The organism is Streptomyces sp. NPDC031274 (genome assembly GCF_055570235.1).
Genome location: NZ_JBVIHP010000028.1, coordinates 1 through 22,751, shown reverse-complemented (window position 1 = coordinate 22,751; position 22,751 = coordinate 1). Strand labels below are relative to the sequence as shown.

At 69.2% G+C, this 22,751-nt stretch carries 20 protein-coding genes and 2 pseudogenes; 14 read left to right on the top strand and 8 right to left on the bottom strand.

Going from position 1 to position 22,751, the window contains the following annotated elements:
- Positions 1 to 9 precede the first annotated feature (9 nt).
- The 5 genes from ACZ5CR_RS34795 to ACZ5CR_RS34775 all read right to left on the bottom strand — a co-directional run bounded on the left by ACZ5CR_RS34795 (position 10) and on the right by ACZ5CR_RS34775 (position 4,772).
- Entirely contained in the window at positions 10 to 1,185 is a 1,176-nt protein-coding gene (locus ACZ5CR_RS34795) for a phosphomevalonate kinase (RefSeq protein ID WP_468865035.1), read from the bottom strand.
- Entirely contained in the window at positions 1,185 to 2,186 is a 1,002-nt protein-coding gene (gene mvaD / locus ACZ5CR_RS34790) for a diphosphomevalonate decarboxylase (RefSeq protein WP_468865032.1), read from the bottom strand. Before mvaD ends, ACZ5CR_RS34795 begins: the two co-directional genes overlap by 1 nt.
- Positions 2,173 to 3,267 carry a mevalonate kinase gene (gene mvk, locus ACZ5CR_RS34785; RefSeq protein WP_468865030.1) on the bottom strand — a complete coding sequence of 365 codons (1,095 nt, stop codon included), beginning with the start codon at positions 3,265 to 3,267 and terminating at the stop codon, positions 2,173 to 2,175. Before mvk ends, mvaD begins: the two co-directional genes overlap by 14 nt.
- Positions 3,268 to 3,484: 217 nt before the next feature.
- Positions 3,485 to 3,727, bottom strand: coding sequence for an acyl carrier protein (locus ACZ5CR_RS34780; protein ID WP_468865027.1), 243 nt, complete (start codon positions 3,725 to 3,727; stop codon positions 3,485 to 3,487).
- A 49-nt stretch (positions 3,728 to 3,776) separates the two neighbouring features.
- Complete coding sequence (locus tag ACZ5CR_RS34775) at positions 3,777 to 4,772, bottom strand: beta-ketoacyl-ACP synthase 3 (RefSeq protein ID WP_468865025.1); 996 nt, start codon at positions 4,770 to 4,772, stop codon at positions 3,777 to 3,779.
- Positions 4,773 to 5,584: 812 nt separating this feature from the next.
- On the opposite strand from ACZ5CR_RS34775, the gene ACZ5CR_RS34770 reads away from it, so the two are divergent.
- Positions 5,585 to 6,820: a hypothetical protein gene (locus ACZ5CR_RS34770; protein ID WP_468865021.1), complete on the top strand. Its 1,236-nt coding sequence runs from the start codon at positions 5,585 to 5,587 to the stop codon at positions 6,818 to 6,820.
- Positions 6,821 to 6,852: 32 nt separating this feature from the next.
- On the opposite strand, the gene ACZ5CR_RS34765 is transcribed toward ACZ5CR_RS34770, so the two are convergent.
- Positions 6,853 to 7,029 carry a hypothetical protein gene (locus ACZ5CR_RS34765; protein WP_468865018.1) on the bottom strand — a complete coding sequence of 59 codons (177 nt, stop codon included), beginning with the start codon at positions 7,027 to 7,029 and terminating at the stop codon, positions 6,853 to 6,855.
- A gap of 355 nt (positions 7,030 to 7,384) precedes the next feature.
- On the opposite strand from ACZ5CR_RS34765, the gene ACZ5CR_RS34760 reads away from it, so the two are divergent.
- The 8 genes and pseudogenes from ACZ5CR_RS34760 to ACZ5CR_RS34725 form a co-directional block, all read left to right on the top strand.
- Positions 7,385 to 8,440: a polyprenyl synthetase family protein gene (locus ACZ5CR_RS34760; protein WP_468865016.1), complete on the top strand. Its 1,056-nt coding sequence runs from the start codon at positions 7,385 to 7,387 to the stop codon at positions 8,438 to 8,440.
- 224 nt (positions 8,441 to 8,664) lie between these two features.
- Positions 8,665 to 8,849: pseudogene (locus ACZ5CR_RS34755) on the top strand (flavodoxin-dependent (E)-4-hydroxy-3-methylbut-2-enyl-diphosphate synthase); the annotation flags it as partial.
- Between the two features lie 8 nt (positions 8,850 to 8,857).
- Positions 8,858 to 9,835 (top strand): terpene synthase family protein, encoded by a 978-nt coding sequence (locus ACZ5CR_RS34750; protein WP_468865013.1) that lies wholly within the window; start codon positions 8,858 to 8,860, stop codon positions 9,833 to 9,835.
- Entirely contained in the window at positions 9,832 to 11,214 is a 1,383-nt protein-coding gene (locus ACZ5CR_RS34745) for a protoporphyrinogen/coproporphyrinogen oxidase (RefSeq protein WP_468865011.1), read from the top strand. Before ACZ5CR_RS34750 ends, ACZ5CR_RS34745 begins: the two co-directional genes overlap by 4 nt.
- Positions 11,211 to 12,836 (top strand): prenyltransferase/squalene oxidase repeat-containing protein, encoded by a 1,626-nt coding sequence (locus ACZ5CR_RS34740; protein ID WP_468865008.1) that lies wholly within the window; start codon positions 11,211 to 11,213, stop codon positions 12,834 to 12,836. Before ACZ5CR_RS34745 ends, ACZ5CR_RS34740 begins: the two co-directional genes overlap by 4 nt.
- Positions 12,803 to 13,639 carry an SDR family NAD(P)-dependent oxidoreductase gene (locus ACZ5CR_RS34735; protein ID WP_468865005.1) on the top strand — a complete coding sequence of 279 codons (837 nt, stop codon included), beginning with the start codon at positions 12,803 to 12,805 and terminating at the stop codon, positions 13,637 to 13,639. Before ACZ5CR_RS34740 ends, ACZ5CR_RS34735 begins: the two co-directional genes overlap by 34 nt.
- 1 nt (position 13,640) lies before the next feature.
- Positions 13,641 to 14,297 carry an acetoacetate decarboxylase family protein gene (locus tag ACZ5CR_RS34730; RefSeq protein ID WP_468865003.1) on the top strand — a complete coding sequence of 219 codons (657 nt, stop codon included), beginning with the start codon at positions 13,641 to 13,643 and terminating at the stop codon, positions 14,295 to 14,297.
- 105 nt (positions 14,298 to 14,402) lie between these two features.
- Positions 14,403 to 14,591, top strand: a pseudogene (locus tag ACZ5CR_RS34725) (ATP-binding protein); the annotation flags it as partial.
- Here the strand turns inward: ACZ5CR_RS34725 and ACZ5CR_RS34720 are convergent.
- On the bottom strand, positions 14,588 to 15,244 hold the full coding sequence (locus tag ACZ5CR_RS34720; RefSeq protein WP_468865001.1) for a hypothetical protein: 657 nt from the start codon (positions 15,242 to 15,244) through the stop codon (positions 14,588 to 14,590). The pseudogene ACZ5CR_RS34725 and the gene ACZ5CR_RS34720 overlap by 4 nt on opposite strands.
- Positions 15,245 to 15,520: 276 nt before the next feature.
- Positions 15,521 to 16,240 carry a TetR/AcrR family transcriptional regulator gene (locus ACZ5CR_RS34715; RefSeq protein WP_468865230.1) on the bottom strand — a complete coding sequence of 240 codons (720 nt, stop codon included), beginning with the start codon at positions 16,238 to 16,240 and terminating at the stop codon, positions 15,521 to 15,523.
- Between the two features lie 123 nt (positions 16,241 to 16,363).
- On the opposite strand from ACZ5CR_RS34715, the gene ACZ5CR_RS34710 reads away from it, so the two are divergent.
- Genes ACZ5CR_RS34710 through ACZ5CR_RS34690 form a run of 5 tightly spaced genes read left to right on the top strand, consistent with a single transcriptional unit; the run spans position 16,364 to position 22,659 of the window.
- Positions 16,364 to 18,193 (top strand): glycosyltransferase family 2 protein, encoded by a 1,830-nt coding sequence (locus ACZ5CR_RS34710; protein ID WP_468864997.1) that lies wholly within the window; start codon positions 16,364 to 16,366, stop codon positions 18,191 to 18,193.
- 6 nt (positions 18,194 to 18,199) lie between these two features.
- Complete coding sequence (galE, locus tag ACZ5CR_RS34705; protein ID WP_468864995.1) at positions 18,200 to 19,264, top strand: UDP-glucose 4-epimerase GalE; 1,065 nt, start codon at positions 18,200 to 18,202, stop codon at positions 19,262 to 19,264.
- A 25-nt stretch (positions 19,265 to 19,289) separates the two neighbouring features.
- A complete protein-coding gene (locus ACZ5CR_RS34700) occupies positions 19,290 to 20,654 on the top strand; it encodes a UDP-glucose dehydrogenase family protein (RefSeq protein ID WP_468864992.1) in 1,365 nt (454 codons plus the stop codon).
- Positions 20,651 to 21,613: a UDP-glucuronic acid decarboxylase family protein gene (locus tag ACZ5CR_RS34695; protein ID WP_468864989.1), complete on the top strand. Its 963-nt coding sequence runs from the start codon at positions 20,651 to 20,653 to the stop codon at positions 21,611 to 21,613. Before ACZ5CR_RS34700 ends, ACZ5CR_RS34695 begins: the two co-directional genes overlap by 4 nt.
- Positions 21,614 to 21,618: 5 nt before the next feature.
- Positions 21,619 to 22,659 (top strand): right-handed parallel beta-helix repeat-containing protein, encoded by a 1,041-nt coding sequence (locus tag ACZ5CR_RS34690; RefSeq protein ID WP_468864987.1) that lies wholly within the window; start codon positions 21,619 to 21,621, stop codon positions 22,657 to 22,659.
- Positions 22,660 to 22,751: the final 92 nt, after the last annotated feature.

The following is a 22,751-nucleotide window of genomic DNA, read 5'->3' as shown; positions in this document are numbered from 1 at the left end:
AGATGGTCCTCAGTCGAAGATGACGGGAGGTTGCGGGATCGGCCCCTGCATGACGTCCGGGCCCATCGCGCGGGATCCGCCATCGGCGGCGGCCAGTGCGTCGGTGACCCGCAGCGGCAGCGCAGTGATCCCTGCTGCTGCCCAGCGCGTTCGTAGAGCGTGGGCGTCGGCCGTCTTCGGTAGCAGGGCGATGCCGCAGTCGCCACCGCCGGCTCCGGACGGCTTACCCGCGCCGCCGCACGCCTCGGCGATGGCGCACAGCTCAGTGAGCTTGGGTGTGAAGATGCCGAGTGCCGTCGCATGGTCGAGGCCGGCCAGGAGGCGGCGCGCGGTGCGGATGGCGGCGAGAAACGTCGCTGAATCCTGCTGCTCGAGCGCGTGCGCCGCTGTCGTCGCACAGTTCGCGCTGCGCGCCAGAAACCGGCTGCGGCCCGTGCTGTGCCACCACGAAGTGCGGGACAGATGGCTCACATGCGTGGTGGTGGAGGCCGGGCTGCCGCTCCAGCCGACGTACAGGTGCAGTGTGGCCGGCGATGGCAGGACGTGTGCTGTCAGGCCGGGCCACGTGGCCTGCAGCGTCTTTGCGACACCGGCCCGCTTCAGAAGGTGCAGCAGACGGGCGCGGTCCGGTGCGCGATAGTGGATCCAGCCGCCCCACGTGCTGGCGGCCAGATCCGCGCCGGAAGGGCCGGGATCCACGCGGATGCTTGCCAGCAGCGCCAGGCGGAAGCGCAGTTCCGGTGACATCGGCATACCGCAGAAGGCCGTCAGGGCGGTGACAGCCGAGACCGTCACCGCGCCGCTCGACCCCAATCCGATTTTGGTGCCATGCTCGTGCAGTGCGCTGCGGACCGACAGTCGCACCGGGACCGGCCTCAACCCGAGCTCGGATCGCAGTTGGTCGACGACCTCGACGACGGAGACCAGATGGGCGAGGGACCCGCCGAGATGACGGGCTTCCGCCGGGTCGGTGGGCCACAGTCCTGCCCGTGCGCGGACCATCTTCACTTCGTGCGGCAGCAGATCGGTGGCAAGCACCACCTCGCCGCTGTGAGGCGGCGAGGCCTCGACGGTGATGAAACGGTCCACAGCCGCAACAATCGACGGCTGCCCGGGCTCCAGGACGGCGTACTCCCCTGCGACAAGAAGCTTGCCCGGCGCGCTGCGCGTGACGGTCGACGGCATCAGCGCACCGCCCTGTCGAGTGTCGCGCCGGGCCCGCTGCGGGCCACCACCGCCACGCAGCCGGACAGCTGACGCAGTTCGCGGGCCACACGCTCCGCGTTGTCGTGGGCGCACAGCACTTTGACGTTGGGCCCGGCATCCATCGTCGCCCAGGCCTGCGCGCCGCATGCGCGCATGCGGCGCACCTCCTCAAGTACCCGGTACGAGGCGGGCGTGCGGTAGTGCACGGGCGGCACCGCACTCTCCATGGTCTGGTGCATGCCGAGGGCGTTGCGCTCGGCGATCTCGCCCACGGTGGCGATATCGCCCTGGGTCAGTGCCTCGCGCATAGCCGTCAGATCGCTACGGGCCGCGGCGAGCCAGCCGGGGAAGAGTGGCGAGGTCCTTACCGTGCGCCGCATGGCCTCACGGCTGGAGACCGGCTTGGGTCCGCTCTCCAGCAGGACGGCGACCAGGGCGAGGTCCAGACGTGCGTTCACGAGCGGCTCGGCGTAGGAGGCAAGGTCGGGATCCGGGTGGTCAGGCGCGCCGGCGTGCCAGATGGCGAAGCCGCCGAAGACGGACCGTGCGGCGGACCCGGAGCCGCGGCGGGCCAGTCGGGACAGCTCCACCGGTTCAACGGACAGGCCGTAGGCGGAGGCTGCAGCGAGGGCGAGGGCGGCGAACCCGCTGGCCGATGAGGCCAGACCGGCGCCGACCGGAACGGTGTTACGGGTTGCCACCATGGCGCGTTCGGTCCTTCCGGCCCGCTCACGGACGAGATCCAGAAATCCGGTGACGCGCCGGGCCGTCTCGCCCCGGTCCACGGCACCGTCCACGATCACGACATCTTGTGCGGCGCAGTCGGCGAGTCGGACCTGGGTAGTGGTGGGAAAGACGTCCAGTGTCATCGAGAGACTGTCGGCGTACGGCAGGACAAGGTCTTCATCACGCTTTCCCCAGTACTTGACCAGCGCGATGTTGGGATGGGCCACCGCGACGGAGCCGTCAGATCCCGGCATGGCCCTCACCCCTCGTCAGCGGAGCCGTCCAACAGCGCACGCCCGGCTCGCGCGCGAGCGCGGATGCCAGCGCGTCGGCCGTGCGCTCGGTGGCCGTCAGGGCTATCACGCAGCCGCCGAGTCCCCCGCCACTCATCTTCGCGCCCAGTGCGCCGGCCTGGAGCGCGGCTTCCACCAGGCGGTTGGTCCGGTCGGTGGTCAGCTCGAGTCCGGCGAGCAGGCCGTGGCAGTCCGTGAGCCGCCGCCCCAGCGCCACCAGATGACCCTGTTCCAGGTCGCGCAGCCCGGCACGGGTCAGTGTCACCGAGTGGCTGAGGAACGCCTCACGGCTGCCGGGATGCTTGTCGAAGCTCTCCCGCAGCATCGTGACGGCCTCCTTCGTGGAGGCGCTGCTACCGCTGTCCGCCACCACGATCCAACCGTCGGCTCCCACCGGCGGGTTACTGATCCGCCCGTCGGCCAGCAGCACCGGCCTGTGGCTGCCAGTGGCCAGGGCATCGATGCCGCTGGCCCTGCCATGCGCCGCCTTCTCGGACACCTGCACATAGTGAAAGACAGCGTCGGCGCTCAGACGCAGCCCAAGAAGGCCGTTCAGTGCCTGGGCCACAGCGCGGGCGCACGCCGCACTGGCGCCGAGGCCACGTGCAGGCGGCACCCCGCTCTCCACCAGCACATCCACGCCCGATGTCCCCCGCCGGCGCACCTGGCGCAGCATGGCCTCGGTGAGTTTCCGCAACCCTTCCGGCACGAGACTCTCCGTGGTGTGGAGCGCCGCTGGTATGGGTCCGCGCGGCACGCCTGGTGGCGTCTGAACCAGCTGGAACGCCGACGGCCGACCCCCGCCCCGGTCACTGCGCACCACGCGGGCTCGGCATCCCAGGCCCGGCACCGGCAGCGCCACGGTGGGGGCCCCATAGACCGCGGCGTGCTCCCCCAACAGGATGACTTTCCCGTGTGCTGCACCGGTGCCCGTGCGGGGCAGCCCGGCGCCCCAGCCGGCCTGAACCGGTGCTGGCGAGTCCTTCTTCTTTACGGCATTACTCACGTTCTTCTGTTCGGCATTACTCACGTTCCGCGCCATGACCGCTCACTGCCTCCCATCCGTGCATCGGCCCGCTGGGCGGCAACTGCTGTGTCAGTGCCGCATCACGACGGCGAACGGGCCTGGTGGCCAAGAGAATCTTCAGAGCGATCTCGGAGCAGGTGAGAATGCTGTCGATACCGCTGACATCTGCCCGGGCGGTTGGTGCCGCGCTCATACTCATCGTCCTTTCGCCATTACCTGCCGAGGCGGCACCTCAGGCGTTCTGGGCGATCTCGGCGCAGTGGGCGACGGTGGTGCCGTCCGCGTTGAGCAAGTCGTCGTCGATGGGCTTGCCCAACGCGTTCTCGAGCTTCTGCGCCAGCTCCGTGATCTTGAGGGAGTCAAGACCGAGGTCCTCCAGCAGCCTGTGGCCCGGCCTGACGTCATCTGCGGGCCGCTCGCTGAGGAAAGCAACGATGTTCCGCACCTGAACCAGAGTGCCTTGATCGATGGACACGGTTTTCTCCTTGATTGAGAAGGTCGGATCGTTGAAATGGACTGGGTCGTCACGGGCACAGAACGACTTGCGCCGCATAGGACAGTCCCGCACCGAACCCGAAGAGGAGAACGGGATCTCCTCGACTGACATCGCCCCTCTGGCGCAGCGCGTGCAGAGCGAGCGGGACGGACGCGGCCGAGGTGTTGCCCGCTTTGATTACGTCAGTGGCGGTCACCAGATCAGGCGTATCCATGCTCTGCCTCAGGGCATCGACGATGCGCAAATTCGCCTGATGCGGCACGAACGCCCGCAGGTCGGAACGTTCCAAGCCCGCCCGCTCGCAGGCAACTTGCATGACAGCGGCCAGCTCGGAGGTGGTCCAGCGAAAGACCTTGCGACCCGCCATCTCCATCCGGCCCGTCTCGCCAGGGATCTTGATCAGGTCCGACTGCGCACCGTCACTGCCCCACGCGACAGGAAAGATGGTGGGCACAGAGGACGGAACCACGAAAGCCGCGGCCGCCCCGTCTGCGAAGATCGGACCAGTATTGCGGTCCTCGGGCGCCACCCAGTCCGTCATCCGCTCCGAACCGATCACCAGCACGCTCCGGGCGGTTCCGGCCCGCACCAGAGCATCAGCGACCGCCAAGCCATGGCAGAACCCCGAACACGCGGCATTGAGATCGAACCCGGCCGATGCCGTACAGCCGATAGCGGCAGCGACTGACGCAGCCCCGTTGGGCATGGGAGACGGCATGGAACAGGTGGCAAGGAGCACGACGTCGACGTCATCAGCGGTGGCACCGCAGTCAGCCAGCGCCTCCCTGCCCGCTGCGACGGCCATCGTCACGACCGTCTCCGTCACCGTGGCACGACGTCGTTCCTCAACTCCGATCCGTTTCGAGATCCACTCGGCGCTGACGCCCGCCGTCGTGGCTGACTCCTCGTTGTTCACCACGGTCACGGGCCGGTACGCGCCAAGTCCGTCGATCCGGGAACCGGCGCTCGGTGACCGGCCCGAAGCCGCGACCGTTGCCCCCTGAAAATCCCGCTTCTCGTCCACTTGACACTCCGATACGTTGCGGCGTGAGGCACCCATGACATGCGAGAGGCGTAAGGTCGGCCGCCGTGGTCAACAGCGCCGCATGAGAGCGGCACCTGGCGCGTTCGATGCCATATGACCGTCCGGGTATCTGCCCCAACCCAGGCGCCCCCGACCAGAGATGTCCGTCGTGAACGGCGCTGCCGACACCACGGAAGCCTCTGGCCGAAAACACAAGAGGGGCGGGGATACGTCGAACGCCACGCCTGGCCGGCCAATCCGCCAGAAGGTACGCATCCATCAAGTACCCTCACGTGCAGTCGTATCCCGCTGGCACGGTGATCCAGGCGTGAACGCGTTGAACGCCCGAAGCCCCGGCCCGCTGAGCGGGACAACGCCGGTGGCCCTTTTCTGGCCCAAGGGGCAGGGCAGTGAGACGAACTCCCCGCCGCGCAGGGATTCCACGCCGCGGCCCAGCGTCCAGGGGGCGGCCCAGCGTCCAGGGGGCGCGCGGGATTCCTCGCGTGCGCCAGCGCGCCCCCATGACTGTTCGAGGTGCGGGTACTGGGATCCGTACGCACTGTCCCCGCGGGAAGACGCGAGCGGCACGGTCGGTGATGTGCGCAGAGCAGCACCGCCTTCGCCCTTCACGCACGATCTCCGGGAGGCGAGATCATTCGACTGACAGGAGATTTCCCGTGTCACGCCGTGCCCCCAACCGCCAATTGTCCGCATTGCTCGCCGAGGTCGGCTGGAGCGCCGGGGACTTGGCCAGAGCGGTCAACTCCTTAGGCACAGCTGCGGGGTTGACGTTGAGCTACGACCGTACGTCAGTGGCACATTGGCTCTCCGGTTCGCGCCCCCAGGCCCCCATTCCCGATCTCGCCGCCAGGGCACTGAGCCGCCGCAGCGGGCGCGTCGTCACTCCCGAGGACACCGGACTGCCCCAGCCACCGCACGGCCACGCGGCCCGCCGACCCGATCCACTCGATGAGAGCGACCCGCTGCGCAGGCTCACCTCCCTGTGCCGACAGGACACGGACCCTGCCCGCCGGTCCTCACTGACCGCCGGCGCCTACACGCTGACAGCTCTCGCCCTGCCCGACTGGGCCCACCGGCCGAAATCCACCTCCCCGGGCTCAGGGCAGCGTGCGGCCTCCAGCTCGTCGTCGGATGTGCGCATCCTGCAGGGGATGACAGAGGTGTTCGCCTCTCTTGGCTCCGCCTATGGCGGAGGGCATGCCCGTTCCGCGCTGGCCGCCTACCTCACGGACGACGCCGAGCGCATGCTGGTCGCTCCGGCCACCTCCGCAGTGCACCGCCAACTGTGCACTGCAGCAGCCCAGTTGACCCATCTACTGGGAGCGATGACCGAGGACACGGGATACGCGGGCCTCGCTCAGCGCTACTACCGCACGGCCCTGGACTTGGCCCATCAGGCCGATGACCGCGCCACCTACGCCGTCACTCTGCGGACCATGAGCCTGCAAGCCCTGCGCCTGGGGCACCCGCCTCAGGCGCACACGCTGGCCCAGACCGCCCTGGACACTGCCAGCCCCACCGCTGACGGGGCAGCCCGTTCCTTCCTTCTGGCCCAGCGCGCCCTCACCTTCGCCGCGGTGCGTCAGCCGCGCCGTGCCCGCGAGGACCTGCGAGCCGCCGACCAACAGCACGAGCGGGCCTCCAGTCCCCCCGGGCCCTTCACCTCCTACCCCCGGGCCGGGCTCGAATACCACACCGCCCGCACCCTCAACGCACTCGGCGAGCCCGGCCAAGCGCTGGCCTCTCTGTCCCAGGCCGCACGCCATCGCGCCCCGGCCCAGGGCAAAGCATGGGCCCTCACCCATGCCCGCCTCGCCGAGGCCCGGGTGAACCTGGGGCAACTGGAAGCCGCCTGCGACCACTGGCACACCTTCCTCGACCACTACCCCTCCCTGCGCTCCACCCAGGTCGACGAGGCCCTGACGCGACTGCGCCAGAACGCCGGGGCTTTCCCCCGACAAGCCCGGGCCGTCAGCCTGCTCCACCGGGCCCGCACCCTGGAACGCCCGGTCCGGCACTGCGGCTGACCCCGGAGACGGAAACCGGCGACTCCGCCCGACTACTCCTGGCCTGCGGCTGGTTCGCCCGGCTCGGATCGCGCCGATGTGCGGCAGCGACCTGCCGTCAGATCCACGGCCTGACCCTCGTCAGCGGTCGCGTGGCACAACTCCTCGGCCGCCTCGTCCCCCTCGACGGCATTCACGTCCAGCGACTCAAAGGCAAAGGGATCGTCCATAACCCCTACCTTTACCGTCGGCCTCGCAGGACGCAGCACTCCCGACGCCCTTGCCACCGCAGAAAGGATTCAGCTTCCGCCATCTGGACCCGCGTGCCCGACAGCCGGACCGTGCCCGCGTCCAAGGCGCCTCGGCAGGCCGTCTGCCATAGCCCGCCCCGCAGGCCCGAGCCCGGATTTCACAAAGGCACGAGCGTTCAACGCGTTCACACCACGAACACGGCGGCGAGCTTCCTAGGGACCGATTGCAGGGCATTCGATGAACAGGAGCCCGTGAAGGAAGCGCCGGCTCCCCGCAGCCGGCGTGACCGAACGGGGAACACCCGAATCCTGTCACCTGCTCTGAGGATCGACCATGCCCACACCCGTCGCACCCGTGTCCCTCACCCCTTCCGGAGAAAGCCTCGGACTGTACCTGCTCGAAAGCGCACAGGCAGCGACCGGGCCGGAGATGCGGGCACAGTGCGAGCGCATGCCGTCCCGGATGGCCGGCCTAGCGGGCTACCATCTCGGTTGGCTGGACGAGCAAGGGGGCCCGGCGCAGGGCTCGATGGGCAAGGCGGCACGGCCTGCCCTGGCCCTCGCCTGTACCAGGGCAGCGGGCGGCTCTGCCTCCGACGGGCTGGGGCCGGCCGTGGCAGTGGAGTTGGTGCACAACTTCTCCTTGGTGCACGACGACGTCATCGACCGCGACGAGCTACGCCGCCACCGCCGCGCCCTATGGGCGGTCTTCGGCCTTCCTTCAGCCCTGCTGAGCGGCGATGCCCTGCTGGCCCTTTCGCTTCAGGTGCTCACTAAACCCGAAGGCGATCCGCCCGGACGCGCGGTGTCGGTGCTCTCCGACGCAGTGCTCGAACTGGTCGAGGGCGAGGCCATGGATGTCTCCTTCGAGCAGCGCACCGATGTCACCGTGGCCGAGTACACGGCCATGGCAGCGGCCAAAACCGGCGCGCTGATGGGATGTGCGTGCGCTCTGGGCGCGCTGGCCGGTGGCGCGGACACGGAACAGGCGGAGCTGCTGCAGGCTTTCGGCCGGCACCTGGGAGTGGCCTTCCAGATCGTCGACGACCTGCTCGGCATCCTGGGCGATGCCGACGCCACGGGCAAGCCGGTGGGCAGCGACATCGCCGCGCGGAAGAAGACCCTGCCCGTCCTGGCGGCCCTGACCTCCTCAACGCCTCAGGCCCGCGCACTGGCGCGGGTCTACGCAAGCGATACCCACCTGACCGGGGCCGAGCTGCGACACGCCGCCGACCTGGTGACCGAAGCGGGCGGTGTACAGGCGGCCCGCAGGACGGTTCGGCGGGAACTGGACCTGGCTTTCGGGGCGTTGAGCCAGGTCGCCGCCACTCCGGCGGGGCGACGCGACCTGACAGCGCTGGCTCATGTCCTCACCCGACGCGACCGTTGAGGGGTCATCTCCTGTGTCTCACGGCCAGAGTGCTCCCACCACTGCCGTCGGCTGGAGGGCCGAGGCCGCTGCCCGGGGGCGGTCCCGCCTCCCAGGGGGCGAACAAGTCCGCGGCCGTCGTCGGGGTGCTGCTCGGCGAGGGCACCGGCGACACCATCCGCGCCTCCCTCTCAGCGTCGCCCCCGAACAAGTAGAGGCCGACTGCTGTCACATCCTTCAGCCCCGTCATGGAATGCGTCGTCAACGGCCCTGGCCACGCCCGTGAAGCCGACCTCGGCATCTCAGCGGCAACGGCATCGGCAACGGACAGATCCTCGTACGCGGTGAAGTCATCGCCTCCGTTCCCGAAAACAAGATCATCGAGACTCTCATCGACGAGGCCCTCAAGCTCGCCCCCACCCAAGAGAAAGGGACAGCATGGGTTCCGATCCCGTCATACCGCCTCTCAACCTGCCGTTCCCCTCCCACATCAATCCGCATACGGGAGGCCTCGCCAGTTACTTGGAACAGTGGGCGACCGAGTGGGCCGCGATCCCCCCGTCCGTCCTGCCCGCCTGGCGTGCCGCCCGATTCGAGCGGCTGGTGGGCCGGATGTATCCCACAGCGCGGCCGCCGTTGCTGGGCCTGACCGGCGAGGCGGTGCTGTGGCTCTTCTTGTACGACGACCACCTGGACCCCGGCTGTCCCGGCGACGACACTCGCTACGCCGAGCAGGCCCTGCTGCAGGTGCGGCGCGTACTCGACGGTCGCTGCGAGACCCCGCCCGATGACCCCCTGACCGCCTGCGTCTGGCGGCTGCGCCACCGACTGCTGCCGCTGGTCGGGACAGACCGCTGGGCGTACGTGGCCCGCGAATTGGACGGCTTCGCCGATGCCATGCGGCACGAGGTGGCCATACGGTCGCAGGGCCGGACCCCGGAACCGGAAGAGTACCTGGCCGCCCGCCATCGCACGTCCGGCTGGCACATCCTCACCGCCTTCGCGGAACTGCACGCCGGTGCGATGTTCCCCGGCTCGCTCCGCTCCAGCACGACACACCGTGCTTTGGTCGCCGCCGCGGGAGATGTGGCCTGCACCATCAACGACCTGCTCTCCCTGCGCAAGGAAGCCGCCGCGGGTGAACGGCACAATCTCGTCCTGGCCATCGGCCACCGGGATAAGTGCGACCTGCCCGCCGCCGTCGGGATCGCCCACCGCTGGCTCGAGACGCGCGTGGACGACTATCTCCGAGCACGTGCGGACCTCCTGTCCCAGTTCGGCGGCTTCACCGCCCCCGGCGCCCTGGCCCGCTACGCGTCCGGAATAGAAGCGCTGATGACCGGAAGCCTCAGCTGGAGCCTGGAAACCGGGCGCTACGGGCACGCCGACAACACCGTTCCAGCGGAGGGGGCATGACCAACGGTACGAACGGACAGCGGCAGAAGGTCATCGTCATCGGCGGAGGTATCGCCGGTCTGACGGCCGCCTTCCGCCTCCAGGAAGCCGGGTTCGAGGTCCGCGTACTGGAGCGCTCGGAGCCCGAACTGATCGGCGGCCGGATGAGCACCGTCGCACGCAAAGGCTTCCACATCGACGTGGGCTCGACCCTCCTGCTGTCCTCCTACCATGAGATGATCAAGCTGGCCTCCGACGCCGGCCTCGCCCCGCGCATCCGCCCTGCCGGAGACGTCTTCGGGATCGTCAGAGACGGTGCCATTCAGCGGATCAGCAGCGGAGACCGCCTGCGCATGCCGCTCAGCCCGCTCCTACGCGGACTTCCCGCCCGCGACCTGCTGAAGGTGGCAGCCGACTTCGCCCGGGCCAGGGGACTCTTCGACTGGCACGACATGTCCCGGGCCGCGCCCGCGGACTTCGAATCCGTGCGTGACTACACCGTGCGGCGCGGGCTGCATCCCGCCACCTTCGAGTACCTGCTGGCTCCGTTCGTCGCGGGCCCGGCCCTCGCGGAGCCCGAACAGGCCGCCGTCATCAGCGCGTTCTTCTTCTTCAACACCCTGATCGCCAGTGGCGGCACCTTCACCTCACCCCAGGGCGTCGGCTTCCTGCCACGCGGCCTGGCCGCCGCACTGCCCATCGAGTACCTGGCGCAGGCCACCTCGGTGGAAGAGCATGCCGACGAGGTCACGGTCACCTGGAACAGGGCCGGTGAGCCGGAGCACACCGAGACGGCGGCAGCCTGCGTGATCGCCGTACCACCGCCCGGGCTGCCGGGCCTGTTCCCCCAGCTCGACGACTCGCAAAGGGCGTACCTCCACGACATCACCTACTCCCGGAGCGTCCACATCGCGTTCGGCATGGACCGGCCCACAGCCGAAGCCTCTCTACTGCTCCAGGTCCCCCGCATCGAACACCCGGAACTGGCGGCATTCGTGCTGGAACACAACCAGCACCCGGACCGCGTCCCGGCGGGCACCGGCCTGGTCATGGCGCACTTCAGGGGAAGTTGGTCTGCGGCGCACTGGGAACTCGACGACGAGACCGTGGTGCGCCGCGCGCTGGGAGGCGCCCGGCGGCTGGGCATCCTGCCCGAGCTGGAGCAGCACGCCACCATGGCCGAGGTCTTCCGGGTCAGTCCATGCACCGTCATGCGGCGACCCGGCGAGTACCGGGCGATCTCGCGATTCGCCCGCAGCTTGCGGTCCGACTCCCGCGTGAGGTTCGCCGGAGGCGACTACCTCGCCCAGTCGACGACGAACAGCAGTCTCAGCTCCGGCGAGCACATCGCGGCTCAGCTCAGTGAACTTCTTCAAACAGGAAGGACATCGCACCGATGAGGGTCCGTGAACTACCCCCCGGCTGGGAGCCCTGGTCCCCTGACATGTTCCCCGAGGAACTACCAGCAGCCACCGACCTCCTGTGCGCCCACGTCCAGGAACAGGTCGATCCACAAGGCGCGCTGCGCGACCCCTGTCACGGACGCGTTCTCGAATCCGCGCTGCTCCTGAGGCTGATGGAACGTGCCGGGTACACCTCCCCCGCCAAGGCCCCGCTCACCACGTACCTGGCGTCCCGGCGCGACGCGGCCGATCCTGTGGACCGGCTTCTGGTCGACACCTCACTCGACCACCACGCGGCCGCGGATCCGAGGCTCACCGGTCATTTCCTCTCCCAGGTACCGGAGTTCACCGCACCACGTAAGCGCCTGCTGATCGACGCACTGCTCACCGTCTTCGGCGCACGTGCTGTCGCGAACAGGTCCCTGCGGCCCGGCGACTTCACCACCGTAGGCCTCCACTCCTGGGCGGCGGTTCAGGTCACCGCCCTCAAGCTGATCCTCGCTGCCGAGACCGGACGACCGGACCTCGTACGGGAGGGAGACATCGAACTACTGCTCTCCACCCAGCGCACCTCCTGGGTATGGGAGGGCAACATCCTGATCCATCTCTTCGTCCTGCATGCTCTGCTCCCGTACGCCGGGTCGCACGACACGGTCCACGACGGAATCGGCAAGGCGCTCAACCACCAACGCGCCGACGGCAGCCTTCCGTTCATCGTCGATACGGACACCTGGTGCACCGCCACCGCGGGCGTCGCGCTCTGTGCCGCCGGGGCACGCCGAAACGACCTGGAGCGGATGGCCCGCCACCTCACGGCCCAGCAGCGGCCCAACGGCGGTTGGGCCTTCACCGACCGGGCCCAGCAGACGGACGCTGATGACATCGCCGTCACCCTGGAGTTCCTGCATGCCCTCGACCCGCGGAAGTACGCCGACGAGATCGCCCAGGGCACGGCCTCCCTCCTCGGCGTCCGCGACGCCGGCGGGGGCTTCCCCACCTACCTGGCAGGGGCTCCGCCTGAGCCCTGTATGACGGCGGCGGCCGTCAACGCCCTGTCGACCGACGCCGTACGGCACCGGGACACCATTGCCCAGGGGCTCGACTTCCTCGCCGAACAGCAGCACGAAGACGGAAGCTTCGCCCCTGACTGGAGTGCCAGTCGCCATCACACGCTCTTCCGGTCCGTCCTTGCCGGCGGCTCCCTCGGCGAGGACCCCCCTCACCCTGTACGGCGCATGACCGCCCGTGCACTGGGCTCCATCCACGACACCCAGAACGACGACGGTGGTTGGGGCCGGCAGCCCGGGGAGCCCAGCGACGCGATCAGCACCTCGTACGCCCTGATCTCGCTGTGCCGGCAACCAGACCCGGCACCCGCTGTCCGCGGTGTGACGTATCTGCTCACCCAGCAGCGGACGAGAGGCGAAATCCGTTCAGTACCCGACTCGATCGGACCGCGACCGTTCGTCTTCACCGTCCCGGTGCTCTCGGACATCTTCGCGCTCCTCGCGCTGGGCCACCTCCGGCATCGGCTCGGCCTCTCCCCCGCACCCGGAGCAACCCACAACCAGAGAGGAGCAGCCGCATGCGCGGCGGACACACAACTACAGGCACCCTGAGGGGACGCGTCTGCCTGGTCACGGGCGGAGCCTCCGGGATTGGTCTGCGACTCGTACGCGGCCTTGCCGAATCCGGAGCCCGGGTGCATGTCTGCGACCTCTCACCGGTACGCGACCACCACATAGCCACGCAACTGGCCGCATGTTCGGTGCAGTTCAGCCTGCTGGACGTCACTGACCGGCTCGGTCTGGAGACGTGGGTGAGGGACGTCCACGAAAGCGAAGGGCAGATCGATGTCCTGGTGCACAACGCGGCGTTCGTGCGCTGGACCGATGTCGAGCGCATGCCCGTACAAGAAGCCGAGCTGCACATGCGCACCGGGTACGACGCGTTGGTCCACCTCGTGAGCACCGCGCTCCCGCTGATGCGCACCCAGGGGCACGGACATGTCGTCGCCGTCGGATCGTCCGTCGGCCGGCTGTTCGTCACCGGCCCGTCCGCCGCGTACGCCGCGACGAAGGCCGCGATCGAGGCCTACACCGAGATCCTGCGCATGGAACTGGCGGACAGCGGCATCGACGTGACCCTGGTCCGCCCCGGCGTCGTCCGTGGCACGGACTTCTTCCGCCGGCACGTCCCCTCCACACGGATGCCACGCATCGCGGATCTCTTACCCGCCACCACTCCCGAGGCAGTGGCCGACGCCACGGTACGGGCCATTGCCGACCGGCAGGCCCGGGTGGACGTCCCCCGCTATCTGCCGCTCATGTACCGGCTCTACGCGCTGGCCCCAGGATCGGTCCGCAAACTGACGGCGCTGGGCGGCAAGGCCCAGGGTGACTACACACAGGAACTGAACTGACATGACAGAGACGAGGCCGGACGGCAGCACGGTGCAGTATCCCCCCGCTCCGTGGCACATGCGGGGGCAGCTGTGGGGCGGCTTCTTCGCCGCGGCGTCGGCACCCGCACTGCCCGCTGATCTGTCCCACCTGGCTCCCCGCTCACTTGCCGTCCTTCTCATCCGCTACCGCGAAGGGACCCTCAGCTACGACGAGTTCATCATCGGCTCGCTCGTACGCCGAGGCCTCAAGGCCGGTCTGTACGTCCACCGGATCTGGGTCGACGACGAACGCTCCCTTAGGGGTGGACGCCGTATCTGGGGCGCTCCCAAGCAACTCGCCGAGTTCCACTGGAGCGACTCACAGGCACGCGTCACCGACCGCGAAGGGCTCATCGCCACTCTGGCCATCCGGTCGCGCACCCCACATACACCTCGGCTGCCGCTGCCCTTGACCGGTTTCGGATCGCTCGACGGAGCACGCACTGTCTTCACAGCACCCTGCACGGCACGCCTGGCCTCCGCGACACTGCACGCCGCCCAATGGCCGGTCAGGCTGCCGCAGCTACGCAAGACCACAAGCCGTTTCGGATTCACCGGGGAGCACTTCCACATGACGATCCCCGCACCGCTCGTCCTCGCACCGGCAACGCCCGCCGAGGCCGACAGGCCGAGGTAGGCGTCACGATGGCGGGGCGGCCTCCCCTCTACGATCCCAAAGGGGGCCGTCCTCCCGGGCACGGACCTGAGTTCAGCCTGGCCGAGCCGGGCCGTCACCGGAGCCAGGAGTCCGCACCAACTGGGCGCTGCCGCCTCCCTGTTGGGCCTGACCGGAGTCGAGACGCAGGCAATCTCCGCCCTCACCAGGGGACGCGGGCTCTGGAAGGTCGCAGGCCGGAGTCTCATCACACAGCGCCTCCTCCATCCGCGCGAACGCGAGCTTTTCGACACCGATGCTCGGATGTCCAGCTAGTCGTCCATGGGCGCGGGTCGAAAAGCGGGAAGTTCCCCCCTTTCTGGCGCCCACCACTCCCAATGCCAACGCCCCCGGAACCCGCCCGCCGGAGTTCCTGACGTATGGACAGGCCCGGTGGGCGGCGCAACTTCCACCACCCCACGTTTACCTTGCTGCAACGTTAGCGCGCGGAGGACCCAACGACACCGTGTATGTTCCGCCAACCCGATGACTCGGGCACTGAACTCTTCTCCAGGTTCCAGCCGAATCATGTGCGTATCGAAGTACGGCCTGTCTCCTTTGCGCTCAATCGAGCCGTTGTCGAACTGCGCTTCCCACGCCTCCGGCTCCTGTTCATCAAGGTTCAGACAGATCGAAAGAATCTCGACAGATCCCGCAGGCGGGTACTGCACCCACGCTCCGCGGTACGGAGCACCGGTCTCTTCCTTGACGACTTCCAGACCTGTAATCGTCAACGGCTCTTTGGACTGATTGACAATGACGAGACTGAGGGCGGACACCCGATAGTCGGCACCTCCGCCGGCCACGAGCCTCCAGTAGAGAGGGCGATAGGATCCGTCCCTTTCCAGTACAGGTTCCGTCAATGGCTGCGACTCGGGGAGCGCCAGCTCCCATGCTTTGGGAACGACCAGCTCTGCAGTGATCGCCAAAGGGCGCCTCCTGGCCCAGCGAATCGCCAGCCTCCGGATTCCGAAAGTCGCTGCCCCCACTGCGCCGGCCGTTACAACACCGACGATCACTTCAGCGATCACTTTCACCCTTCCTGGCGCCAGCCATGTACCAGTTCCGAAAAAACCAGCTTGTCGCCTCGACTCACACCCCCAGCGAACATGAGAAGGGTATCGATAACGAACTGTCGGTCACGGGTGTCCGCATGTATCCGGCAAGGCACTTCTCGCTGCAAGCTTGTGTCACCCATCCGTCCCTCATGACCCGAGCAGCGCGTCGATCCCCGCGGCCAGTTGGTCGGGCCCGCCCTGCCCGTCCAGGGAGATGGCGGTGGCCCGCAGTCGCGGGAACTCCTGGGCGGGCATGCGGTGCAGGCCCAGCCGGAAGGCCGGGTCCGGCTCGCCGGGGTCGTCGTCCATGGCTCGCAGTTCGACGAGGAGATATCCGAGCAGCCACGCCGTGAAAGCCCGGTGGACCTGAACTGTGCGGCGGTCGCCCAGACCGGCGTCATGGAGCAGGGCAAGGACGCGTTCGTCGCTGCGCAGCACGGCCGCAGGGCGACGGGCCAGCGGGGTGGACAGCAGGCGGGTGGCGAGCAGCGGGACCATGTTCGGATGCCGCAGGGCGACGCCGTAGGTGGCGAGTGCGATGCGGCGCAGCTCGCCCTTCCAGTCGTCGGCTTGAGGACTGGCGACCAGATCACCCTCCAGCTCCTGACAGAACGCCTCGACCAGGCCGTCGAGCAGGGCTCCCTTGCCGGCCGCGTACCGGTAGAGGGCCATCGCCTCCACGCCCAGCTCCGCGCCGAGCTTGCGCATGCTCAGGCCCGAGAGCCCGTCGCGGTCGACGACGTCCAGGGCCGTGGCCAGAACGCGCTCCCGACTGAGGCGGCCGTAACGCCCCCGGTCGCTGGCGCGCCGCCCCTCGGTCGCGGCCGCCTCTTTCCCTCTCGACTTACCCGCCGCCTCTTTCGGCATATCCGCCGCCTCCGCCTCTCTGGCCCCCTTGACCTCAGGGAGCATCGGGTGCAAAGTCGTACATATACGACGTAAACGTACGCAGTCAGCGTACAGCGTTAGACCTCTCAGGAGCGTCGCGCCATGACGCACAGCGAGCCGATGTCGGCGGATCTGGTCCAGGTGGAGCGCGAACTCGCGCGGATGTCGGACGGCAACGTCGTCCGCGTCACCGCCGGCGGCCCCGTCTTCGGACATCCGTACCCGGTGCGCACCGTCCGGCCGACAACCTTCGTGCCCGCGCTCCCCCTGCGCGACCGGGCCGCCCTCATGGTGATCGCCGCGGGCTGGGCGCTGAGCTTTCTGTGGTTCTGGTCCTGGTGGCTGCAGCCGGAGCACCGCGTCGGCTGGGCGGGCCTGATCGTCAACAGCGTCCTGCTGCTCTACCTCACCGGCCTGCCCTGCTATTTCTTCGTCACCGCCCTGCGCCTGCGCCGCGTCGACCCGGATATTCCGGTGCCGGCGCTTCCGGTCGCCTTCGCCGTGACCCGCGCCCCCTCGGAGCCGTGGCCCATCGCCCGGCAGACGCTCGAGGCGATGCTGGCCCAGGACTTTCCGCATCCCTACGACGTGTGGCTGTGCGACGAGGACCCGACCGAGGAGATCACCGGCTGGTGCCGCACGCACCGGGTACGGATGTCCTGCCGCCGCGGCGTGGACCCGTACCACCGCAGCGACTGGCCGCGCCGCACGCGCTGCAAGGAAGGCAATCTCGCCTACTTCTACGACAACTGGGGCTATCACCGCTACGACGTGGTCGCACAGCTCGATTGCGACCACGTGCCCGCGCCGACCTACCTCTCCGAGATGGTCCGCCCCTTCGACGACCCCGCCATCGGCTACGTGGCCGCGCCCAGCATGTGCGACGCCAACGGCGCGGTGTCGTGGGCGGCCCGGGGGCGGCTGCACCGCGAGGCCGTCTGGCACGGCGCGGTGCAGCTGGGCCACAGCGACGGGCTCGCGCCCATGTGCATCGGCTCCCACTACGCCGTGCGCACCCGCGCGCTGCGCGACATCGGCGGCCTCGGCCCCGAGCTCGCCGAGGACTTCTCCACCACGTACCTGCTCAACTCAGCGGGCTGGCACGGTGCGTTCGCCATCGACGCCGAGGCCCACGGGGACGGGCCGCTCACCTTCGCCGACATGATCACGCAGGAGTACCAGTGGTCACGGAGCCTGACCACGATGCTCCTGGGTCTGCTGCCGTGCCATCTGCGCCGGCTGCCCCTCGTGCTGCGCCTTCGCTTCTCGTACGCCCTTGCCTACTACCCGCTCCTCGGCCTGATGATCACCGCGGGTCTCACGTTGCCGCCGATCGCCGTTCTCACCGGCCTGCCGTGGATGAACGTCAACTACTTCGACTTCCTGATCCACTTCTGGTCCATGCCCGTGTGGCTGCTCCTGACCCTGTACCTGATGCGCCGCTGCGGGATGCTGCGTCCGCGCACCGCCCCGCTGATCAGCTGGGAGACGTGGCTGTTCGCGCTCGCGCGCTGGCCGTTCGTCATCCTGGGCATGTTCGGCGCCGTCGGGCAGAAGCTGCGCCCGCGGCCCGTGACCTTCAAGGTCACGCCCAAGGACACCGGCGGACCCCGGCCGCTGTCCGCCCGGCTCACGCTGCCCTTCGTCGTACTGGCCGTCTCCCTGTCCTCGATCGCCGTGCTGGGCGAACTGACGAGCCCCACGGCCGGCTATGTCTTCCTCTGCCTGCTCGCCGCCACGTCCTACGCGGCCGTCGCCCTCGCCGTCCCGCTGCTCCATGTGCGGGAGGCGGCACGGGCCGCGGACGTCCGCTTCAGCCGCGCGCTGGCGACCGCACGGATGCCGCTGGCCCTCGGCCTCCTGGCCGCGCTGCCGGTCGCCACCGCCCTCGTCTTCTACCCGGCGTACGCCGCCGCCGTCCTGAGCTGGTGAACGGCCATGAGCGCACCCTCCACGATCCTCGTCACCGGCGGTGCCGGCTTCATCGGAAGCCACACCTGCGTCGAACTCCTCGACCACGGCTACGAATTGATCGTGATCGACGACTACTCCCACAGCACCCCGCAGGTCTTCACGCGGGTGGAACGGATCGCCGACCGCTTCGTCGGCGCCGTCTATGAGCTGGACATCCGTGATCGGCGCGCCCTGTCGGCCGTATTCGACCGCCACTCCGTGGACGCCGTCGTGCACTTTGCCGCGCACAAGGCCGTGGGCGAGTCGACACGGATGCCCATCGAGTACTACGACACCAACGTCGGCGGCACGACCGCGCTGCTGGAGGTCATGCGCGAACACGGTGTGCACCAGCTGGTGTTCTCCTCCTCCTGTTCCATCTACGGCGACGCCGGGCGCGGGCCGCTCGACGAGTCGACCCCCGCCCGGCCCACCAATCCGTACGCCGCCTCCAAGTGGATGTGCGAGCAGGTGCTCGCCGATGTGTGCGCACGCTGCCCGGAGTTCACCGTGCTCGCCCTGCGCTACTTCAACCCGGTCGGCGCCCACCCCAGCGGGCTCCTCGGCGAGGACCCGGGCGGCATCCCCGACAATCTGATGCCGTACGTGGCGCAGGTCGCCGTCGGACGGCGTGAGCGGCTCCCTGTGTTCGGCGACGACTACCCCACGCCCGACGGCACCGCGATCCGCGACTACCTCCACGTCATGGACACCGCCGAGGCCCACCGCATCGCCCTGGACCACCTCGCCGACGGACCGGGCCTTCGGGTGTTCAACCTCGGCGTGGGCACGGGCCTTTCGGTGCTCGACGTGATCTCCGCGTTCAGCACGGCCTGCGGCAGGGCCGTCCCGTACCAGATCATGCCGCGCCGCCCCGGCGACGTGACCGAACTCGTCGCCGACGCGAGCGCGGTGGCCCGCGCCTGGGGCTGGCGCCCCACCCGGAACCTGCACGACATGTGCCGGGACGCATGGCGGTTCCAGCAGCTCAACCCCCATGGATACGCCGGGCCCTGCCGGCACATCAACAGCAAGCCCCACAGCCCGTGAGGCACGACCCGTAAGGAGCGACGTCATGCGGATGACAGTGATCGGCACCGGTTACGTGGGAACGGTGCACGCCGCGTGCATGGCCGACATCGGCCACCAGGTCCTCGGCATCGACATCGACGCCGAACGGATCGCCTCCCTGTCGGCGGGCCGCGCGCCCATCCACGAGAGCGGCCTCGACGAACTGCTCGCCAGGACCGTCACGTCGGGCAGGCTGCGCTTCTCCACCTCGCTCGCCGAGGGCGCCGAGTTCGCCAGGACGCACTTCATGTGCGTGGGCACCCCGCAGCGCCCCGACAGCAAGGCGGCCGACCTGCGGTACGTGGACTCCGTCGTGGACGGCCTGGCCCCGCATCTGCGGTGCGGCAGTCTGATCGTGGGCAAGTCGACCGTGCCGGTGGGCACGGCCGCACGGCTCGCCGAGCGCCTCGCCGACCTGACGCCCGGCACGGAAGTCGCCTGGAACCCCGAGTTCCTGCGCGAGGGATCCGCCGTGCAGGACACCATGCGGCCCGAGCGGCTCGTCGTGGGCGTGACGTCGCGGCACGCCGAGGCCGTGCTGCGGGCCGTCTACGCGCCGATGATCGTCGCCGGGGTGCCGTTCTTCTGCACCGACCCGGCGACGGCGGAGCTGGTCAAGGTGGCGGCGAACTCCTTCCTCGCCACCAAGATCTCCTTCATCAACGCCATGGCCGAGGTGTGCGACGCCGCGGGCGCTGACGCGTCGGTCCTGGCCGGGGCCATCGGCGCGGACTCGCGGATCGGCCCCCGCTTCCTCGAACCCGGGCTCGGCTTCGGCGGCAGCTGCTTCCCCAAGGACATCCGGGCCTTCGCCGCCCGCGCCGAGGAGATCGGCGCCGGTGAGGCCGTGGTGTTCCTGCACGAGGTCGACCGGATCAACACCCGTCAGCGCTCGCGCACCGTCGAGCGGGCACGCCGTCTGCTCGGCGGCTCGTTCACCGGGCGCCGGATCGCCGTACTCGGAGCAGCGTTCAAGCCCGGCAGCGACGACGTCCGCGACTCGCCCGCCCTCGTCGTGGCCGCGGCCCTGCACCAGCAAGGTGCGGAGGTCCACGTACACGACCCGGAGGCCGTCGACAACGCGCGCGCCGTCCACCCCGAGCTGACCTACGCCCTGGACGTCGACACGGCGTGCGAGGGCACCGACCTGGTCCTGCATCTGACCAACTGGCCGGAGTACCAGGACATCGACCCCGCCGCGCTCGCCACGCTGGTGCGCTCCCCCGTCCTCCTGGACGCCCGCAACAGCCTCGACCCGCGGTCCTGGTCGGCGGCCGGCTGGGCCGTGCACGCCCCGGGCCGGCCGCGGCTCTCCCCGGACATCCCTTCCAAGGTCAAGGTGGCCGCGCTCACCGGAGGTGCGTCATGAGGGTCGTGGTGACGGGCGGCGGCGGATTCGTCGGCTCCCATCTGTGCGAGGCCCTGCTCCGCAGAGGAGACACGGTCTGCTGCCTGGACAACTTCTGCACCGGCGAGCCGGAGAACGTCTCGCACCTGCGCGGCTCGCCCCGCTTCCGGCTGATCCGCGCCGATGTGACGGAGCCGTTCGACGTACCGGGCCCCGTGGACGCCGTCGCCCACCTCGCGAGCCCCGCGTCCCCGCCGGACTACCACCGCCTCGCGGTGGAGACCCTGGCCGTCGGCAGCCGCGGCACCGAGAACGCCCTGCGCCTGGCCCAGCGGCACAGCGCACGCTTTCTGCTCACCTCCACCAGCGAGGTCTACGGCGACCCAGAGGTCCACCCGCAGCCCGAGGAGTACTGGGGCCACGTCAATCCGGTCGGCCCGCGCAGCGTCTACGACGAGGCCAAGCGGTTCGCGGAGGCGCTCGCCATGGCCTACCGGCGCAGCCTCGGCGCCGACGTCGGCATCGTACGGATCTTCAATACGTACGGTCCGCGGATGCGGCCGCACGACGGACGCGTGGTCTCCACCTTCGTCCGCCAGGCCCTGGCGGGCAGGCCGCTGACTCTCTACGGCGACGGCAGCCAGACCCGCAGTTTCTGCTATGTCGACGACCTCGTCCGGGGCCTGCTCGCGATGCTCGACAGCGACCGCAGCGGACCGGTGAACCTGGGCAACCCCAGCGAGCGCACCGTCCGCGAACTCGCGGAACTCGTCCTGCGCATCACCGGATCGCCCTCGCGGATCGCGTACCGCCCGCTGCCCGTCGACGATCCGACCCGCCGCCGCCCGGTGATCAACCGGGCCGTGGAACAGCTCGGCTGGATGCCGCATGTCCCCCTCGACGAAGGCCTGCACCGCACGGTGGCATGGTTCGCCACGCGCTCCGGGCCGCCGCTCACGCGGGTACCGGTGGAGGCCTGATCCCCATGCGCAGGAAAGCCGCCGGAGCCGCCGTCAGGCGCTGCACCGCCCCTGGCGTCCTCACCGCCGCCATCGTGCTGATCGGTGCGAGCGGCTGTGCGGCCACGCCCCACTACGCGCCCGAGACCAAGGCCGGTACGTACTACGTCAGCTCTGAGGGCGACGACCAGAACGACGGTTCCTCGCCCGGTCAGGCCTGGCGGACCCTGCACCGTGCCGAGCGCGTGGCGCTCGAACCCGGCGACCGGCTGCTCCTGGAGGGCGGCGCCCGGTTCACCGGCACCATCACCCTGAACGACACCGAGGCGGGCAGTGCGCACCGGCCCGTGGTGGTCGGCTCGTACGGCGAGGGGCGGGCAACGGTTGAGGCCAAGGACTCCCCCGGCATCTCCGTGCACAACACGGCGGGCGTGCAGATCCGCGACCTCACCTTCACCGGGGACCGCGCCGCCTACACCCGCGACGGCGGCATCAATCTCTACGCCGACCGTCCGGGCGGCGGGAGGCTGGACCATGTCTCCGTCTCCGACGTCACCGTCTCCGGATTCCAGGTGGGCATCGCGATCGGCGGCGTCGAGAAGGGCAACGGATTCAAGAACGTGACGATCCGTCAGACAAAGCTGCACGGCAACAAGGACGCCGGCCTCCTGACGTACGGCCCCAAGTACGACGCAGGCCAACCCACCTACGCGCACGAGGACGTCGACATCTCGGACGTCGACGCGTACCGGAACACCGGCGATCCCAAGGCGGTCGAGCGCCACACCGGTGACGGCATCATCCTCGGCGCCGTACGCCACGCCACGGTGCGCGACTCCAGCGCCCACGACAACGGAACCGCTTCGGCCACCGAGGCTCCGTCGGGCCCGGTGGGCATCTGGGCCTACGACGCCACGGACGTCCTCCTGGAGCACAACACCGCCTACCGCAACCACACAGGCTCCGACGTCGACGGTGCCGGGTTCGGCTTCGACGAGAACGTCTCGCGATCGACGATCCAGTACAACCTGGCGTTCCACAACGACGGCCCCGGCTTCTACGCCTAGTGCGACCTGAAAGTCGCTCTCTCTTAGTGCATTACGGAAAGGAGAGTTTCCAATGCCGAACTTGTAGCCGGAAGTTCGTCCCCACTCCCACA

Coding starts and splice junctions, on each gene's coding strand:
- ACZ5CR_RS34700 (WP_468864992.1), top strand. CDS start 19,290: ATGCGGATGACAGTGATCGGCACCGGTTACGTGGGAACGGTGCACGCC.
- ACZ5CR_RS34740 (WP_468865008.1), top strand. CDS start 11,211: ATGAGGGTCCGTGAACTACCCCCCGGCTGGGAGCCCTGGTCCCCTGAC.
- ACZ5CR_RS34695 (WP_468864989.1), top strand. CDS start 20,651: ATGAGGGTCGTGGTGACGGGCGGCGGCGGATTCGTCGGCTCCCATCTG.
- ACZ5CR_RS34735 (WP_468865005.1), top strand. CDS start 12,803: ATGCGCGGCGGACACACAACTACAGGCACCCTGAGGGGACGCGTCTGC.
- ACZ5CR_RS34715 (WP_468865230.1), bottom strand. CDS start 16,240: ATGCCGAAAGAGGCGGCGGGTAAGTCGAGAGGGAAAGAGGCGGCCGCG.
- mvk (WP_468865030.1), bottom strand. CDS start 3,267: ATGGCGCGGAACGTGAGTAATGCCGAACAGAAGAACGTGAGTAATGCC.
- ACZ5CR_RS34760 (WP_468865016.1), top strand. CDS start 7,385: ATGCCCACACCCGTCGCACCCGTGTCCCTCACCCCTTCCGGAGAAAGC.
- galE (WP_468864995.1), top strand. CDS start 18,200: ATGAGCGCACCCTCCACGATCCTCGTCACCGGCGGTGCCGGCTTCATC.
- ACZ5CR_RS34710 (WP_468864997.1), top strand. CDS start 16,364: ATGACGCACAGCGAGCCGATGTCGGCGGATCTGGTCCAGGTGGAGCGC.
- mvaD (WP_468865032.1), bottom strand. CDS start 2,186: ATGCCGGGATCTGACGGCTCCGTCGCGGTGGCCCATCCCAACATCGCG.
- ACZ5CR_RS34795 (WP_468865035.1), bottom strand. CDS start 1,185: ATGCCGTCGACCGTCACGCGCAGCGCGCCGGGCAAGCTTCTTGTCGCA.
- ACZ5CR_RS34745 (WP_468865011.1), top strand. CDS start 9,832: ATGACCAACGGTACGAACGGACAGCGGCAGAAGGTCATCGTCATCGGC.
- ACZ5CR_RS34730 (WP_468865003.1), top strand. CDS start 13,641: ATGACAGAGACGAGGCCGGACGGCAGCACGGTGCAGTATCCCCCCGCT.
- ACZ5CR_RS34690 (WP_468864987.1), top strand. CDS start 21,619: ATGCGCAGGAAAGCCGCCGGAGCCGCCGTCAGGCGCTGCACCGCCCCT.
- ACZ5CR_RS34750 (WP_468865013.1), top strand. CDS start 8,858: ATGGGTTCCGATCCCGTCATACCGCCTCTCAACCTGCCGTTCCCCTCC.
- ACZ5CR_RS34765 (WP_468865018.1), bottom strand. CDS start 7,029: ATGGACGATCCCTTTGCCTTTGAGTCGCTGGACGTGAATGCCGTCGAG.